Consider the following 15,442-nt stretch of genomic DNA (forward strand, 5'->3'; position numbering starts at 1 on the left):
CGGTTGTTTTCTTCTGTTCTCTCAACTTAACCCGCAACTTGGATTAGGAGTTGAATTAAGGCAGTGGCGGATATGGCGATCGATTTTTGTGTCAAATAGTTTATAGCCAGATAGAAGCTTGAATGTCTTTAGCAAATCTGTTTAGCTCGTCAAGCCCACACCACAAACGGTAAACCTTAATCATTAAAGTTAGGTTCGAAATTTGCTAGACGCAAGTTAGATCAACCCAGCACGCAGGGTAACAACAGCCGCTCGAACTTGATCCTCTTTCGACCATCAACTTAAGCTCTTTGAGTTCTCGTCCTGAAAACTGCTCAGCGTCCGGGTCGATGGTAGGGAATTGAAGATGCTTTATCATGTGGTAGGCGACTTGGGGATCGAGATGAACTGCCCTTCGAGGGACGCGATCGTAAGAAGTTAACATCAAACACGAATACTGGAAGTGCTGCTTTATGCTGAAGGGCGGCATTTAATCGGCTAGAATCTTCGCCCTAATAGACGTTGCTTGACGCCTTCAGCAATTTTTTGTCCTAAATATTCTGGAATTAAGCTTTCATTCGGTCCTAACAAGTAGAGAATGAGGCGAGTCCGACCCCTCCATACGAGTAGATTTGCATTCACCACCAGCAGGTCTTCTTGCCAAATCGCGTACATCACTTTATAGAAAAGTCCGGGTTGGTTATCAGCTTCGATCAGAAGGGCCGGCAGGTGAAAGACTGGATCAACGTAGAACTCTGTTTCAACCTGCTCTAAGCCTGCATCCAGATTGAATTCAACCGCCAACATTTCTTCAACTTCAAATCGTCCAGCCAGCGCCTCACGAATGGCCCGACACACATTGTCAGAGGTTTTATCAGTCAAGGCTTTGCCACTGCGTGACACAATCAGCTTTATAAACACCAGCATGGGTGGATAGATTTGCCCATACAGACTCAAGCTGTGAATGGTTAGCCCATAAGCCGCCAAAACGCCAAAGATATCGCTTAATAAGAACGACTGGTTTCGATAAGCAAAATGCAGCGCACTTTTATTGCCTTCAGGTTTTAGCTCAATTACCGCTTGTTTAGTGCGATAGAGTTGGTAGGCAAGTCTTAGGTTCTGAAGCTGAATTTCGCTGCTGACAAATTGCTCGTAAAACTGAGGAAACGCTCGGTTGAAGCGCTTTAGCAATTCTAAGGTTGTTGGTTTTAAGCCCAGAGCCATAATTGAAGGTAGGAATGCCCACTAGAGTAAAAGCGTAAACGAAAGAGGAGCTTGTATTAATTAAAAAAATCGTTACAAATCGACATCATTTTGATCTAGAACGACGAAGGAATAGAGAAATCTCGAAACATGCTGATTGAGAGAGCGATATCCGGAGAATTGGAGAGATATACTATCTAGTACTTGATTTAACTGTTGCTACCTTCACCACGCTCGCATGGGTTTTTGGAAAAGCTTATTTAGTGGGTCTGATGTTCCCTCGACTGCTAGTACTGTCGCGTCTGAGCGCGTTGCGGTAGAAGGAGCAGGCGATCGCGCAAATTCACGGGTCTTTTTTAGTACGGAACGAGAGATCGACTTGTACGAGCTAGAGGAGTTGTGCGATGCAGTCGGATGGTCACGGCGACCGTTGAGAAAGGTAAAGAAGGCAATCCAACATAGCTTTCTGGTCGTCTCGATGTGGGAGCAGCGGGGAATGCAGCGTCGGTTAGTCGGGTTTGCCCGAGCAACTTCTGACCATGCATTTAATGCCACCATTTGGGATGTAGTGGTGCATCCAGAGTTCCAGGGTAAGGGAATGGGCAAGGCGTTAATGCGATTCATGATTAAGAAGCTGCGGGGCGAAGACATTAGCAACATTACGCTGTTTGCCGATCCTCAAGTCGTAAATTTTTATAGAACGTTGGGGTTCATGAGCGACCCGGAAGGTATTAAAGGAATGTTTTGGTATCCAGACTGAGGTTGAGAACTAAGGGTTGAGAGTCCCGTTTACAGGGTTCCCTGAGTTTGAAGAAGGGGATACGTTCTGCAAAAAAATAGTAATTACCCTTAACGAAGCCGTTGGGCTTGCTGAACCCACTGAGCGACTTGGTCAGGGGTTGGACAAAGGTCGCGGCGCTGCATCATAGCCACTTGGAGCTTTAAGATCTGGCGATGCAGTCCCGCGATCGGGGTTTGGCTGAGCTGGGTCGGGGAGGCAACGCCCGCGTGAAGCAGTAATCCGCAATGCTGACAGCCGACGCCCGGAATGCGGGCAAGGTCAGCTAGAGCAATCCATTTATTGATGTGTCGAATGTGAATTTCGAGGCTACTGGCAAGGATGTTTCTTTTCTCTGGCGTGTATCCGAGGCTCAGCAAGTTGAACGTCGTTCGGATGCCTTGAGCATGTAACCGTTTGAGATCGGCGGCGGCAATTCCGGGAAGCTCGTCGATTGGCCAGTTTGCAGAAGGAATTCGGGTTTGATCTAGAGCTTGGCTTTGCCGATGGCGGGAATTGGGTTTCGGTTGTGTTGTTGCCACGCTGCCCTCGCTGTGATGTCTAAATTCTGACTGGGCTGTCCGTTGTAGGATTCAACGGCTGGATTACCCGAATGGATTGAAGTTCTTTAGTGTAGCGGATTTTTTATCCCTTATTAATTCAGGACAGAAAGCAGAATTCAGTTTGAGAAGAACGGTGGTAATCCTCAAAATAATTCAAGTTTAAATCGTTAACGAAACTCAAGATTCACTTTTGCCGAACTGCGTGAGAAACCAGTATCGTTTTCTAGAGGGATGAAGGTACACCTGCGGTAACGCTTCGCAAAACGGGACGCCTTCGGCAACGCTTTGCAAGGAGAGATGAACTGATTGTAAGACTCTCTGATCTTCATCCTTCATCCCTCCTCGCGGTTCCTACGGAGTTGCGCTCTGCGCTATGTCCTCCGGAGCTTGCGCCTTTGGCGCTAGGCGCGGGGCAACGCCCTCCCTCATTCCTTCTTTTGCTATGTCTCAGCCAACCATCGAATCTATCCTTCACGAAAACCGCTTGTTTCATCCAAGCCCAGAGTTTTCTCAAAATGCCCGGATTAAGAGCCTTGATGACTACCGCGCGTTGTACGATCGCGCCTCTGCTGATCCGGAAGCATTTTGGGCAGATTTGGCAAAACAAGAATTGCATTGGTTCCAAGAGTGGGACAGCGTGTTGGATTGGAGCAATCCGCCGTTTGCCAAGTGGTTTGCGAACGGCAAAATCAATATTTCGTACAACTGTTTAGATCGTCATCTCACTACTGATAAGCGAGATAAGCCCGCGATCGTTTGGGAAGGCGAACCCGGCGATTCTAAAACGCTGACCTATGCCCAACTGCATCAGGAAGTCTGTAAGTTTGCCAATGTGCTGAAGGATCTCGGTGTGCAGAAGGGCGATCGCATCGGAATTTATATGCCGATGATTCCGGAAGCGGCGATCGCGATGTTGGCCTGTGCCCGCATTGGTGCGCCGCACTCAGTTGTGTTTGGTGGATTTAGCGCGGAGGCATTGCGCGATCGCTTGATTGATGTCGAAGCAAAAGTGGTGATCACAGCCGATGGAGGCTGGCGCAAAGATGCGATCGTGCCGCTCAAAGAACAAGTCGATAAAGCGCTGAGCGATGAGCGGGTTCCGGTACAAAAGGTGCTGGTTGTCAAACGGACGGGACAAGACATCGTTATGACGCCAGAGCGCGACGCTTGGTGGCACGATTTAGAACCAACCGCGTCTGCGGACTGCCCCGCAGAACCCATGGACAGTGAAGACATGCTGTTCGTTCTCTACACATCGGGCAGCACGGGCAAACCAAAGGGGGTGGTTCACACGACGGGTGGATACAATCTCTTCGCGCACATCACAACGCAATGGATTTTTGATCTGCAAGAGAATGACGTGTACTGGTGTACGGCGGATGTGGGCTGGATTACGGGACATACGTATGTCGTTTACGGCCCATTATCCAACGGCGCAACCAGCGTGATGTACGAAGGTGCGCCTCGTGCGTCTAATCCAGGCTGCTTCTGGGATGTGATTGAGAAACATAAAGTCAGCGTGCTCTACACCGCTCCAACGGCAATCCGGGCGTTTATCAAACTGGGGGATGAGCATCCAAACTCGCGCGATTTGTCTTCGTTGCGCTTGCTGGGAACGGTGGGCGAACCGATCAATCCTGAAGCGTGGATGTGGTATCACACGGTGATTGGTAAAGAGCGTTGCCCGATCGTGGATACGTGGTGGCAAACCGAGACGGGCGGCATTATGATTACTGCCCTGCCAGGAGCGATTCCGACTAAACCCGGTTCAGCGACGCTGCCTTTCCCTGGCATTCAAGCGGATATTGTCGATCTTGAAGGCAATTCTGTCGGTGCTAATCAAGGCGGCTATCTTGCCGTTCGCTATCCTCATCCAGGCATGATGCGTACGGTTTACGGCGACCCCGATCGCTTCCGCAAAACCTACTGGGAACACATTCCGCCCAAAGACGGCAAGTATCTTTACTTTGCAGGCGATGGGGCACGTCGGGATGAAGACGGCTATTTCTGGGTGATGGGGCGCGTTGATGATGTGATCAATTCGGCGGGACATCGCTTAGGCACGATGGAAATCGAGTCGGCGTTGGTGTCTCATCCGGCGGTGGCAGAAGCGGCGGTTGTTGGCAAACCCGATGAGGTTAAGGGTGAAGACATTGTGGCGTTTGTGACGTTGGAAGGAACGCATCAGTCGAGTGATGCTTTGGCGAAAGAGTTAAAGCAACATGTGGTGAATGAGATTGGTGCGATCGCGCGTCCGGGAGAGATCCGATTTGCGGATGCGCTGCCAAAGACGCGATCGGGCAAAATTATGCGGCGACTATTGCGCGATTTAGCGGCGGGTGTGGAGGTTTCTGGAGACACTTCGACCTTGGAAGATCGCGGTGTGTTGGAGAAGCTGCGAGGTGAAGGCGCGTAATTTCATAATCTCTAAGGCGCGATCGCGTGAGAATATCATGCGATCGCACGACTTAAACGCAACCAGCTTTTAGAGATTTCTAGAGGCAGGCGGAGAGATTTGGTTTCTGGAGACTTGTACGGTTTGAGCGACTGGATGCTCTACTCCATTAGCGAGCAATTCTTGAAATACTGCATCTGGAATTACAACAGAGCTAAAAAGTTGAGGAAGTAATTCAATTTGTTCGACCACAATAAGATTGGAAATAGGGGAAGTATCGCTAACAACAATCACAACAGTCCCATCTCTTGCAGTGTTTGGACATCTTCGTGTAGTTCCTGCACATCATAATGAACGCAGAGATCGGGGCTGGCAAGGAGAGCTTGAAACTCCAACTGAGTTAGATTGAGCAATCGACTCGCTTTCCCTAGTGATAATCTCTCGCGTTGAAACAACAGCAACACAAGTTCTTGCAGGAGTTCGCTCTCGGACATTCCAGAGGCTCGAATTAATTCGTTAGAAATCAACGAACTCATTGCTGTGTTTCTCGCTGTTGACACTCCCAGTATAAGGTATGGAGATTTTGCATAGCGAAGATCGCGGCGTATTGGAGAAGCTCTGGGGGAAGGAGCTTCTTACGTTCATTGTCTAAATTACACGGGGGCTGTTTCAGCTTTTTTCTGCCGAACTGGACGTTTGTACGCTGATTTTTTCTTCAGCCCAATCGCTTCTGCTTGGTTGCTATCGGGGCCATACTGAGCCAGCACAGAAGTTTTCATTGCCAAAACGCAATTGTGAAAGTTCCACTCTGCTTGACGGGAGGCATTCAAAGCGGCACGATACTGCGCTTTAAGTTGAACTTCTAACTCTTGTGCCTTTCGCATATCTTCCTCTGCGCTTCGCAAGTTCTCTAAGCTCGCCTCAAAGCGAGTTGGGTTGTAATCAGACATCCCACGCAATCCGCTTAGTGCGCTCACACCCTGAGCAAGGACGCTTGGATTCAATCGTTTATTTGTGTTTTGAGTAGCCATGACACCTCTGATGACGTGTAGTTTACACGACCAACATTCCCGATCGCATGGCAGCAAACACAGGCTCACAACGTTACTTCAAAGAATCTTCAAGAGAGAAGGAAGAAAGATATGATCGCTTTAAAGAAAGATAGCGATCGACCAACCGTAGACGATAAGCAATCAAACGAAGATAGTGATCGATCAACCGCAGACGGTAACCAATCAAACGAAGATAGCGATCGCTTGAAGAAAGATGGCGATCGCTGTAAGAAAGACCTGAGTGAATGAAGAATTGCTGGGTGGGATCTAAGAAGCAATGCGCGACGCGGCTTGCTGATCCTGTAAATCCGCAGATGGGAGAGAAATCGCCCTGTATAGTTAAGAGAAATTTATCTATTTTCGTTTGTTAGATCATGAGTCTCCAGCAAACTCTCAGCGATCCAAATGTTCAAAAGTTTATTACGCCTTTTGCAGCGGGACTGTTTGCGATCGCAGTTGGGTGGGTAGTCAACCAGTTACCGCCGCTTCAGAATGCGAGGCAGGGTTGGCGAGTGCTGAAGCTGGCGATCGAAGTTGCGATTTTGGCGGTGGTTGTTACCAGTTGGACAGACGCAGTAAAGGCAATTTGGGGTAGTGACGAAACTGGGCAGCTTGCTGGGCTGGCTTACGCGCTAATGGTGCTATTTCTGTTAATTGTTTGTATTGATGATGTTTGGCGACTGGTTCGTAAGCCATCTCGATCGCCCACGATTGCGGCTGACCCAGAAGCCGCTCGCAAGCGCCACAATCGACAAGCATTGATGGATGGCGTGCGGATCAACTGGATTCGAGGAGTTTTGGAAAAGTCGCTTTATCAACAGACGCGAATTGAGCTTGGGTTGGAAGAATGCCCAGAAATGGTAAGCGTGGAATTGCAGCGATCGGGGCAAGAACGGCGGATGCTGCCGCAGGGCAGGCGCGTGTTTGATGAGTTTGTGGATTTGGGCGAAGGCGGAACGCTGCTCATTTTGGGCGAGGCAGGATCAGGAAAAACAACATTGCTGCTAGAGCTTACCCGCGATTTGCTAGCAGCGACGGATGCAGCGGATCCAGATCATGCGGTGCCTGTGGTGCTGAATTTGTCGTCATGGGGGACGGTGAAGCGTGAGGGAAAGCCTGTCAAGACGCTGCGGGAGTGGCTGATCGAAGAACTGTATGTGAAGTACAGTCGGCGGCAAGAAGTGAGTGAGGCTTGGCTGAAAGAAAACACTCTAGTCTTGCTGCTGGATGGGTTGGATGAAGTCCGGGAGGAGTGGCGAGATAACTGTGTGACAGCTATCAGTCAGTTTCAGCTAGATCATGGGTCAATCGAGATTGTGGTGTGTAGTCGGATTGCCGATTACGAGAAGCTGAAGAACCGCCTGGATAAGTTTCGTGAGGCAGTATTGATTCAGCCCTTGAGTGACGAACAGGTAGAGAACTATTGGCAGCAAGCGGGACATCGGCTAGACGGAGTGAGAGCGACGGTGCAGCAGGATGCGGAACTGCAAGCGCTTGCCAGAAAGCCGTTATTTCTATCAATTCTGTCGCTGGCGTATAAGGACACGTCGGCGGATGAGTTGCTAAATCAATCAGAATCTGAGCGGTTGCGACTTTTGTTCGATCGCTACATCCAGAAGATGTTTCAGCAACGGAACACGGATCACCGAACTCAGGCGCAAATAAAGTGGTGGCTGAGTATTTTAGCGAAACAAATGGGATCAGAAAAGGAATTCCTGATCGAACGGATGCAGCCGAAAGAATGGCTCTATCAACCTAAACACAAATGGCAATATCGCCTGATTTTCGGGCTAATTTTCGGGCTAATCTTCGGGCTAATTTTCGGGCCGGTTGGTGGGCTGATTAGTGGGCTGATTGGCGGGCCGATTTTCGGGCTAATTTTCGGGCTAACTTTAAGGCTGAATAGCATCGACTTGGTTGAAGCAATTCAACTTCCTCTGTCTCACTCGGTGAGACAAAGAGTTGATGAGCAACTCAGGGAGTGGCTGGTTTTAGGGCTAATTGTTTGGCTAATTTTCGGGTTAATTTTAGGGGTGGTTATTGGGCCAATTAATGGGTTAATTTTAGGGCTGATTATTGGGTTGGTTTTAGGGCTGATTGTTGGGCTGATTAATGGGCTGAAAACGGATATCCAAATTCGTACTCATCCAAATCAAGGAATTCGGAACTCGTGCAATAACATGCTGATCATCTGCGGATGTGTGATCGTTTTTACGCCCTTGCTTAATCTCCTGCTTTCCCAAATGCTGGCATTAATGGTCGATAAAACAACGGCAACGAGCATTATTAGGGGTGCGATCGCACTTCCATTCTTGTATGCATTTTTAGAAGGAGGCGGAAAAGCCTTCATCCAACATTTTGCTCTGCGTGTCGTGCTACATTCTGCCAACCGCATTCCCTGGAACTTCACCACCTTCTTCCAACAAGCTGAGGATCGGCTATTCATCCAACGCACAGGCGGCAGCTACATTTTCATTCACCGCTTCCTGCAAGAACACTTTGCATCCCTCGCGCCCAACGATTGAAGTACAAAGCGCGAAACATTTCGCTCAAAGAAGAGAATCTGCGGTAAAAAGGTTGGAGTGTCAAATTAGACATCACCCCTTAAACCTTTCACTTATGCCTTTGACACCTAAATCACCTCCCTCTACGAATAAAAAGTCCTGGGAACAAAGCCACATAACCTCAGTCGGGTTATCAAGTGGTTAATAAATGCACCATTGAAACCGAACGATAAAGTCGGGCGAAATTTATAGTTACATCCCTATCTCTATTGAGCTTGCGAGCATCGCTCCAAACGATCGCGAAATACGTGTGGCTCATCCCTCTCTCAATCTTTCTTTACGGAGTTTTTTCCATGTCTAACGTTCGTCATCTGTCATCAAGTGCGCTACTGCTGGTACTGGGTATGACCGCAAGCGCCGTTGTACCGATGGTCACCTCGGCTCCAGCCACCGCCGCCAATTTTACTGATGCGCGCTCCCACTGGGCTAGACCCTTCATCGAAACGCTGGCTGAAAAACAGATTATCGCTGGCTTTCCCGATGGCACGTTCAAACCCGATGCTCCAGTCACCCGCGCCCAGTTTGCCGCGATCGTCAAAAATGCTTTTACCAGTAACCAAGTCCGCGTTGCGCGTGGATTTGGCGATGTCCCCGCTAAATATTGGGCAACTTCCGCCATCAACAAAGCTTACGAAACAGGCTTCATGAGCGGTTATCCGGGCGGCACCTTCAAACCAGAACAGCAAATTCCAAAAGTACAGGTGCTCGTATCGCTCTCTAGCGGCTTAAACTACACCTCCACAGGCAACGCAGCAACCACTTTGGCGGCATTTAGAGATAGTGGAGAAATTCCTGACTATGCTAAAACTGGCGTTGTTGCCGCTGCCGAACGAAATGTAGTCGTCAACTACCCCAATGTCAGCTTCCTCAATCCCAACGAAACCGCAACTCGTGCTGATGTCGCGGCTTATATTCATCAGGCATTGGTCAATCAAGGAAAACTCTCGCCGATCGCCACCAGCGAAGGTGCTAACACCTACATTGCCAAAATAACCGCAACACCCGCTACGGGCAGCACCCCCACTCCGACGACTTCTCCAATCTCCACTGACCCTCGCTATAAAGTGGCTCAAGGAACGGCTGTTAATATTCGTTATCTCGGTTCCAACAAAATTGTGGTCACTCCTGGCGAAACCATCAACAACCTTAACTTGCGGGTTGTAGACGATATTAAAAATGCTCAAGGTGCGGTGGTCATTCCGAGAGACAGCGAGATTAAGGGTCAACTGATTCCCATCAGCAGCAACTCTCAGGTTTTGGGAACCCAATTTATTGCTCAACAAGTCACCATTGGCACTCGCTCTTATCCCTTGAATGCGCGATCGCAAGTCGTCAACGGGCAACGGGTAGACCAAAACACCAATCCTGGAACGCTGAAAGATGCCGTTACCTCTGCGGCAACCAACGCGGCACTCGCCGTCCTTTTGGGACAAAAAGTGGATGTGGGTACCATTCTTACAGGCGCAACAGGTGGGCAAGCTACTAATCCGACTCAGACTCCTGATAACTTGATCGTGATTGATCCTTCAAACGACCTGCGGCTCACCCTAAGTTCTGATTTTTACGCCGCTCCTTGACTGAATTAGGCGGATAGATCCGATGCTTGAATGCTTAAGGTCGTTTGCTCCCTGACACTTCCCATACGACGGTAGAGATGTTGCTTAGCATCTTCTACCGTCCGGTGAAATCCAAGTTACGGATGCGTTGCCGAAAACGCGATCGCGCAAGATCATGCGCCGATAGAATGGACGTTTCAAGAATACAGCGATTTATAATGCAAGGGTGAAGAGTCCTTCAGCAAATCCCTCCTATGGCGTCTTTCTCTCGTCGTCCATTGCAAGTTAAGAAAGTCAACATGAAGGCTCCTAAACAGGATGCTACTTACTGGCAAACTCAACCCCATCACCTGCGTCTTGCAGCGTTAGAAGAAATCCGGCGAGAGTTTCATCAGTGGAAATATAATGCTGAACCAAGATTTCAGAGAGTTTATACAATCGCTAAACGATAATCGAGTTCGCTATCTTGTCATTGGCGGCTATGCGGTAGCGCTTCACGGGTATCCTCGATATACCAAAGACATTGATATCTGGATCGAAATGACGCCAGAAAATGCAGCTAATTTGATCCAAGCATTGCAACAGTTTGGTTTTGGTTCTGTTGATCTGACTTCTGAAGATTTTCTTGCCCCTAATCAGGTAATTCAGCTTGGATATCCCCCTAATCGTATTGACCTGATCACTACTCCTGATGGTGTCGATTTTGCAACGTGCTTTGAATCAAAGCTTGAAGTCACAGTAGATGAAATTAGCGTGAATTTTATCGACTTGGAGAACCTGAAAACAAATAAGAAAGCATCAGGAAGGCTACAAGATCTGGCTGATCTGGAGAATCTAGAGAATTAACCCTTCATTGAGCTTGATTGAAGACTGAATTAACTCACACTTGTTAACAATTCCCTATCAGTCCGTATTAGCTGAGTGATTGTGTGTATCCCTAGACATAGTTTCTGGAGTGGATATGAAACGGTTCTCTGTTCGCGGTTCTGGTCGTCGTTCTGGAGTTGCACATTACGCTAATTGCTGTAGCGTTAGCGTTCACGCTTCTATGTTTTTTGTAATCGGTTTGCTGCTTACGGCTCAGGCTGCATCTGCAACCCCCCGCCTCAATGCTGCAGGAGATTATGTCGATGCGCCGCCTCGTCAAGGTGGAGCGGGCTACCAGAAGTGGAGAGTGGTAGACGCAGATCCCAAAGGATTAAACTGTCGCATGGCATCCGAGTTTCGACCTGTCACCTTAGATGGTGCTGATGCACCTGCTACCTTGTATCAGAACAATCGACACAACATTTCTCAGTGGTCAGTTGTTTTTTCGTTTGCCAAGGGGCAGGAATTGCGTGCTGTAACTGGAAACATGGGCGCTCAACAGATCATGCTGCGCGATCGCGACGGAAATTCCTGGTTAGGAGTGCACACGAATGCACAACGTGGTGACTGTTTTGTGCGAGCAAATCGTCGATTTGTTGAGCCGATTGTTCCGGGTGCTGCAAGTTTGAAGCCTGGAAATTATTTTGCTCAGGGGAGTATGTTTGCGCGATCGCGGCGGGCGGCAGCAAGTCGCAGCGATCGGACATGTCTTATGAGTGTAGACGGCCCCCCGACACCCTATCAAGGCAATCTTGCCATTACGGTTAGTAGTCTCTCGGTTCGCGATGGCAAGCTTTACCGGGATGCGAAGAATCAAGCGTTAGAAGTAGGGCAAGGGGGAACGTCGTTTAATGACGGAATTCGAGGTAGTTGGGAGTTTCAACAGGAAGTGTCTTGGAAGGATGCGCCCACCCAGGAGATCCAAGCGATGGAAGAATGTCTTGCAAGTAGAGATCCTTACGTTCGCAAGATGCAGGGTCAGTTTATTCCTGGTCAACCGCTTCCTGGAGCACAGTAGTACAGCACGTGACCCGCTCTTGTAACTGTGCCTTTGTCTATCGGTGTGCTGTGTCTGTCGGCAGAATGGTGCTCTATCAGTTCAAGGCGCTACGATCAAATAGCTAGGGTTAAAGCGCGATCTCATTTACGATTGCAACTGTTGTTTATTCTGTTTGAAGGAGCCAGAAATGCAGGGAGATGCAGCATACACCGTTTTCTTCGCCTTTGGCATCATCTGGATCGCGATGGGAGTCGCTGCGTTCATTGGCCTCCTCAAATTGGATAAACAACAATCCGGTAATCAACAGCAACAGACCCAATTTGATGGATCGGGAATCCTTGTCGCGCTTCCGATTATTCTCGGAATTGTCGTTGCCCTCGCGATCGCCGCTAAGATATCCTGACGTCTCACTTCGGGCATGATCTCGTATTCCTAATTACTACTAACTATCTATAAGCTCAAACTTATCGAACGGCTGCTTCAACTTGTTGCATCTTCCCAGCCAAGTGTTGCCCGGCTGATTCTAATTTGTTCTCTCTCTTGCACTGGGTTGAGATTAACAAAATAGATTTGCGATTGGCTTCGCTAAGCTCCGAAGGATCGCTGAATACTCATTAAAAATTAAGCCCACCTCTGCTAATTTTGCCAAGCGATCGCGGTCCTCGAAATGCGATAGCAGCAGTATACTGAGGGCAATCCGATGAGCCACCATCGGCGATCGCGAGAATGAATACTAACAGTCTTAAACATGGGATCACCCTCCTCTCCTTACCAAGTCTTAGGCATCGATTTAGGAGGAACGGCGATTAAGCTAGGACGCTTTACCCAAGACGGAGCCTGTCTGCAATCGCTGATCGTTGCCACGCCGCAACCCGCTACTCCAGAAGCTGTATTAGCCGTATTGGTAGATGCGATCGCGCAGGTTGATCCCGACGCCAGCGCGATTTCCATTGGGGTCGGAATGCCTGGGCCTGCGGATGCTTCCGGTCGCATTGCCAGAGTTGCGATTAATCTGCCCGGTTGGATCGACGTGCCGCTCTCCGACTGGCTTGAAGAGAAAACCGGGCGATCGTGTGCGATCGCAAACGATGCCAACTGTGCCGCCCTTGGAGAAGCTTGGCTCGGCGCCGGACGATCGTATCAAAATATGATTCTGCTAACGCTCGGAACAGGTGTCGGCGGCGGAATTATTCTCAATGGTGAACTCTTTATCGGGCACGATGGTGCAGCAGGCGAACTGGGATTAATCACCGTAAATCCTAACGGTGCAACCTGCAACAGTGGCAATCGCGGTTCATTAGAGCAACATGTTTCAGCGTCCGCGATTCGGCGGCGTACCGGACAAGAACCGGATGAACTAGGTCGATTAGCAGAAGCAGGCGATCCGGCAGCATTAGACTTCTGGAAAACCTATGGGCGCGATTTAGGCGTTGGATTGACTAGCTTAGTGTATGTGTTGACGCCCGAAGCGATCGTACTTGGCGGCGGGGTAAGCGGCAGCGCCCAGTTTTTCTTTCCGTCGGCTTGGGCAGAAATCGAACAGCGCGTGCATCCGAGTTCTCGGCGGGGGTTGAAATTGATTCGGGCAGAATTAGGAAATCGAGCAGGAATGGTGGGAGCCGCGAAACTCGCGATTAGCGCAGAGCGCAACTCTGTAGGAACCGCGAAAATGAGGGATGAGGGATGAAACAATATGTATGACTTCATCTCTTGCTGGTACAGCTTGCCGTAGGCAATCCTAATGCTTTTTCCCTGACGAAGCGTTACCACAGGCGTCCCTCTCTCATCCCTCATCCCTCATGCTTTTATCCCGCCGTAAACGCCTGAAACAACGCCTTCGGTTCCTCTGCCGTCGATGATGGCACTGAAACATGGGTTTCACTCTGTACCAGTGCCGCTTGCATCAATCCCTTAAACAGCGGATGGGGTCTACTGGGGCGCGACTGAAATTCGGGGTGAAACTGAGTTGCAACAAAAAATGGATGATTGGGCAGTTCGATAATTTCCACCAATCGTCCATCGGGAGAAGTTCCGCTTACCACGTAACCCGATTCTGAGAACAAATTGCGGTAGGCATTGTTGAACTCATAGCGATGACGATGCCGCTCGTAGATGACTTCATCTTGGTAGAGGCGAAACGCTTGCGTGTTGGGAGTTAGACGGCATGGGTACAGCCCTAAGCGCATCGTGCCACCGAGATCCACCACATCCTGCTGCTCCGGCAGAAGGTTGATCACTGGATTAAGTGCATCGGGCACAAACTCGGCGCTGTGTGCCTGGTCTAGGTGGGCGATATTGCGTGCCCATTCTATCACCGAACACTGCATCCCCAGACACAAGCCCAAGAACGGGATTTGGTTAAGCCTTGAGTATTCGATCGCGGCAATCTTACCATCCACTCCTCGAATGCCAAATCCACCCGGCACCACAATGCCGTTGACGCCCTGCAACAGTTCGTCCGCTCCCTGTTCTTCAATATCTTCAGAACTGACCCAGCGAAGTTTTAAGGCGCTTCCAGTTGCGATCGCACTATGCCTTAGCGCCTCCACAACTGACAAATACGCATCCGAAAGGCGCACATATTTTCCAACGATCGCAATTTCTACTTGCTGTGTCGATTGGTATAGCCGCTCCACTAGAGTCTGCCATTGGCTTAAATTGGGCTGACGCTGCTCCATGTGAAGCAGATCGATGGCTTGAGTCGCAAGTCCTTCTTTCTCCATAATTAGTGGCACTTCGTAGATGCTGCGGGCATCTTGTGCCGTGATCACACACTGAGTCGGCACGTCGCAGAACTCAGACATCTTTTCTTTGAGTCCGGCAGGCAGGGCGCGATCGCTGCGGCACACGAGAATGTCGGGCTGAATACCGATTGATCGCAATTCTTTGACAGAGTGCTGCGTTGGTTTCGTCTTCATCTCCCCCGCTGACGGAATCCAGGGCACCAGCGTCACATGCATGTACAGCACATTTTGCCGCCCTACTTCTTTGCGAAACTGACGAATTGCCTCCAAAAACGGCAGCGATTCGATATCCCCTACCGTGCCACCAATCTCCGTAATTACAACATCTGGATTTGTGTTTTTAGCGACTCTTAAAATCCGTTCTTTAATCTCATTGGTGATGTGCGGAATGACTTGTACCGTGCCGCCGTTGTAGTCGCCCCGCCGCTCTTTATTGATCACCGCCTGATAAATCGATCCTGTGGTTACACTATTGAGCCGAGACATCGCCGTATCGGTAAATCGCTCATAGTGACCCAGATCAAGGTCTGTCTCTGACCCATCTTCCGTGACAAATACTTCCCCATGCTGAAACGGACTCATCGTTCCAGGGTCAACGTTGATATAAGGATCAAGTTTAAGAATTGACACTGAATAGTCTCGCGATTTGAGCAATCGTCCTAGACTGGATGCCACGATCCCTTTGCCGATGCTAGAAACTACACCGCCTGTAACAAACACAAACTTAGTCATAAGACCCTG

At 49.4% G+C, this 15,442-nt stretch carries 15 protein-coding genes; 9 read left to right on the forward strand and 6 right to left on the reverse strand.

Annotated elements, in window-relative coordinates; all coding sequences use genetic code 11:
* Nucleotides 1-477: 477 nt before the first annotated feature.
* Nucleotides 478-1,203, reverse strand: a complete 726-nt coding sequence (locus AC5JLB_RS00985) for a hypothetical protein (RefSeq protein WP_495694084.1) — start codon at nucleotides 1,201-1,203, stop codon at nucleotides 478-480.
* Nucleotides 1,204-1,420: 217 nt separating this feature from the next.
* On the opposite strand from AC5JLB_RS00985, the gene AC5JLB_RS00990 reads away from it, so the two are divergent.
* A complete protein-coding gene (locus tag AC5JLB_RS00990; protein WP_495694085.1) occupies nucleotides 1,421-1,942 on the forward strand; it encodes a GNAT family N-acetyltransferase in 522 nt (173 codons plus the stop codon).
* Nucleotides 1,943-2,031: 89 nt separating this feature from the next.
* On the opposite strand, the gene AC5JLB_RS00995 is transcribed toward AC5JLB_RS00990, so the two are convergent.
* Nucleotides 2,032-2,502, reverse strand: a complete 471-nt coding sequence (locus AC5JLB_RS00995; protein WP_495871989.1) for a DUF4332 domain-containing protein — start codon at nucleotides 2,500-2,502, stop codon at nucleotides 2,032-2,034.
* Nucleotides 2,503-2,965: 463 nt separating this feature from the next.
* On the opposite strand from AC5JLB_RS00995, the gene acs reads away from it, so the two are divergent.
* Nucleotides 2,966-4,939 carry an acetate--CoA ligase gene (gene acs / locus AC5JLB_RS01000; protein WP_495871990.1) on the forward strand — a complete coding sequence of 658 codons (1,974 nt, stop codon included), beginning with the start codon at nucleotides 2,966-2,968 and terminating at the stop codon, nucleotides 4,937-4,939.
* Nucleotides 4,940-5,008: 69 nt separating this feature from the next.
* Here the strand turns inward: acs and AC5JLB_RS01005 are convergent, their stop codons facing one another.
* From AC5JLB_RS01005 to AC5JLB_RS01015, 3 genes are all read right to left on the reverse strand, one after another.
* Nucleotides 5,009-5,212: a PIN domain-containing protein gene (locus AC5JLB_RS01005; protein ID WP_495871991.1), complete on the reverse strand. Its 204-nt coding sequence runs from the start codon at nucleotides 5,210-5,212 to the stop codon at nucleotides 5,009-5,011.
* Nucleotides 5,209-5,454, reverse strand: coding sequence for a UPF0175 family protein (locus AC5JLB_RS01010; RefSeq protein ID WP_495871992.1), 246 nt, complete (start codon nucleotides 5,452-5,454; stop codon nucleotides 5,209-5,211). The genes AC5JLB_RS01005 and AC5JLB_RS01010 overlap by 4 nt, the downstream gene beginning before the upstream one ends.
* Before the next feature lie 117 nt (nucleotides 5,455-5,571).
* Nucleotides 5,572-5,949, reverse strand: coding sequence for a hypothetical protein (locus AC5JLB_RS01015; RefSeq protein WP_495871993.1), 378 nt, complete (start codon nucleotides 5,947-5,949; stop codon nucleotides 5,572-5,574).
* Nucleotides 5,950-6,060: 111 nt separating this feature from the next.
* On the opposite strand from AC5JLB_RS01015, the gene AC5JLB_RS01020 reads away from it, so the two are divergent.
* The 7 genes from AC5JLB_RS01020 to AC5JLB_RS01050 all read left to right on the forward strand — a co-directional run bounded on the left by AC5JLB_RS01020 (nucleotide 6,061) and on the right by AC5JLB_RS01050 (nucleotide 13,644).
* On the forward strand, nucleotides 6,061-6,219 hold the full coding sequence (locus tag AC5JLB_RS01020) for a hypothetical protein (protein ID WP_495871994.1): 159 nt from the start codon (nucleotides 6,061-6,063) through the stop codon (nucleotides 6,217-6,219).
* A gap of 125 nt (nucleotides 6,220-6,344) precedes the next feature.
* Nucleotides 6,345-8,495, forward strand: coding sequence for an NACHT domain-containing protein (locus AC5JLB_RS01025; RefSeq protein WP_495871995.1), 2,151 nt, complete (start codon nucleotides 6,345-6,347; stop codon nucleotides 8,493-8,495).
* A gap of 332 nt (nucleotides 8,496-8,827) precedes the next feature.
* Nucleotides 8,828-10,111, forward strand: coding sequence for an S-layer homology domain-containing protein (locus AC5JLB_RS01030; RefSeq protein WP_495871996.1), 1,284 nt, complete (start codon nucleotides 8,828-8,830; stop codon nucleotides 10,109-10,111).
* A 384-nt stretch (nucleotides 10,112-10,495) separates the two neighbouring features.
* Complete coding sequence (locus AC5JLB_RS01035; RefSeq protein ID WP_495871997.1) at nucleotides 10,496-10,936, forward strand: DUF6036 family nucleotidyltransferase; 441 nt, start codon at nucleotides 10,496-10,498, stop codon at nucleotides 10,934-10,936.
* Nucleotides 10,937-11,051: 115 nt separating this feature from the next.
* Nucleotides 11,052-11,975, forward strand: a complete 924-nt coding sequence (locus AC5JLB_RS01040; RefSeq protein WP_495871998.1) for a hypothetical protein — start codon at nucleotides 11,052-11,054, stop codon at nucleotides 11,973-11,975.
* Nucleotides 11,976-12,144: 169 nt separating this feature from the next.
* Nucleotides 12,145-12,360 (forward strand): hypothetical protein, encoded by a 216-nt coding sequence (locus AC5JLB_RS01045; RefSeq protein ID WP_495871999.1) that lies wholly within the window; start codon nucleotides 12,145-12,147, stop codon nucleotides 12,358-12,360.
* A 345-nt stretch (nucleotides 12,361-12,705) separates the two neighbouring features.
* Nucleotides 12,706-13,644, forward strand: a complete 939-nt coding sequence (locus AC5JLB_RS01050) for an ROK family protein (protein ID WP_495872000.1) — start codon at nucleotides 12,706-12,708, stop codon at nucleotides 13,642-13,644.
* Between the two features lie 118 nt (nucleotides 13,645-13,762).
* Here the strand turns inward: AC5JLB_RS01050 and pyrG are convergent, their stop codons facing one another.
* A complete protein-coding gene (gene pyrG, locus AC5JLB_RS01055) occupies nucleotides 13,763-15,433 on the reverse strand; it encodes a CTP synthase (RefSeq protein ID WP_495872001.1) in 1,671 nt (556 codons plus the stop codon).
* Nucleotides 15,434-15,442: the final 9 nt, after the last annotated feature.

The sequence above is a fragment of the Myxacorys chilensis genome (genome assembly GCF_059505265.1).

Bases quoted from the DNA above. Each gene is read 5' to 3' on its own strand.
- AC5JLB_RS01035 (WP_495871997.1), top strand. From the start codon at position 10,496: ATGCTGAACCAAGATTTCAGAGAGTTTATACAATCGCTAAACGATAAT.
- AC5JLB_RS01030 (WP_495871996.1), top strand. From the start codon at position 8,828: ATGTCTAACGTTCGTCATCTGTCATCAAGTGCGCTACTGCTGGTACTG.
- AC5JLB_RS00990 (WP_495694085.1), top strand. From the start codon at position 1,421: ATGGGTTTTTGGAAAAGCTTATTTAGTGGGTCTGATGTTCCCTCGACT.
- AC5JLB_RS01050 (WP_495872000.1), top strand. From the start codon at position 12,706: ATGGGATCACCCTCCTCTCCTTACCAAGTCTTAGGCATCGATTTAGGA.
- AC5JLB_RS00985 (WP_495694084.1), bottom strand. From the start codon at position 1,203: ATGGCTCTGGGCTTAAAACCAACAACCTTAGAATTGCTAAAGCGCTTC.
- AC5JLB_RS01045 (WP_495871999.1), top strand. From the start codon at position 12,145: ATGCAGGGAGATGCAGCATACACCGTTTTCTTCGCCTTTGGCATCATC.
- pyrG (WP_495872001.1), bottom strand. From the start codon at position 15,433: ATGACTAAGTTTGTGTTTGTTACAGGCGGTGTAGTTTCTAGCATCGGC.
- AC5JLB_RS01020 (WP_495871994.1), top strand. From the start codon at position 6,061: ATGATCGCTTTAAAGAAAGATAGCGATCGACCAACCGTAGACGATAAG.
- AC5JLB_RS01025 (WP_495871995.1), top strand. From the start codon at position 6,345: ATGAGTCTCCAGCAAACTCTCAGCGATCCAAATGTTCAAAAGTTTATT.
- acs (WP_495871990.1), top strand. From the start codon at position 2,966: ATGTCTCAGCCAACCATCGAATCTATCCTTCACGAAAACCGCTTGTTT.
- AC5JLB_RS01015 (WP_495871993.1), bottom strand. From the start codon at position 5,949: ATGGCTACTCAAAACACAAATAAACGATTGAATCCAAGCGTCCTTGCT.
- AC5JLB_RS01040 (WP_495871998.1), top strand. From the start codon at position 11,052: ATGAAACGGTTCTCTGTTCGCGGTTCTGGTCGTCGTTCTGGAGTTGCA.
- AC5JLB_RS01010 (WP_495871992.1), bottom strand. From the start codon at position 5,454: ATGAGTTCGTTGATTTCTAACGAATTAATTCGAGCCTCTGGAATGTCC.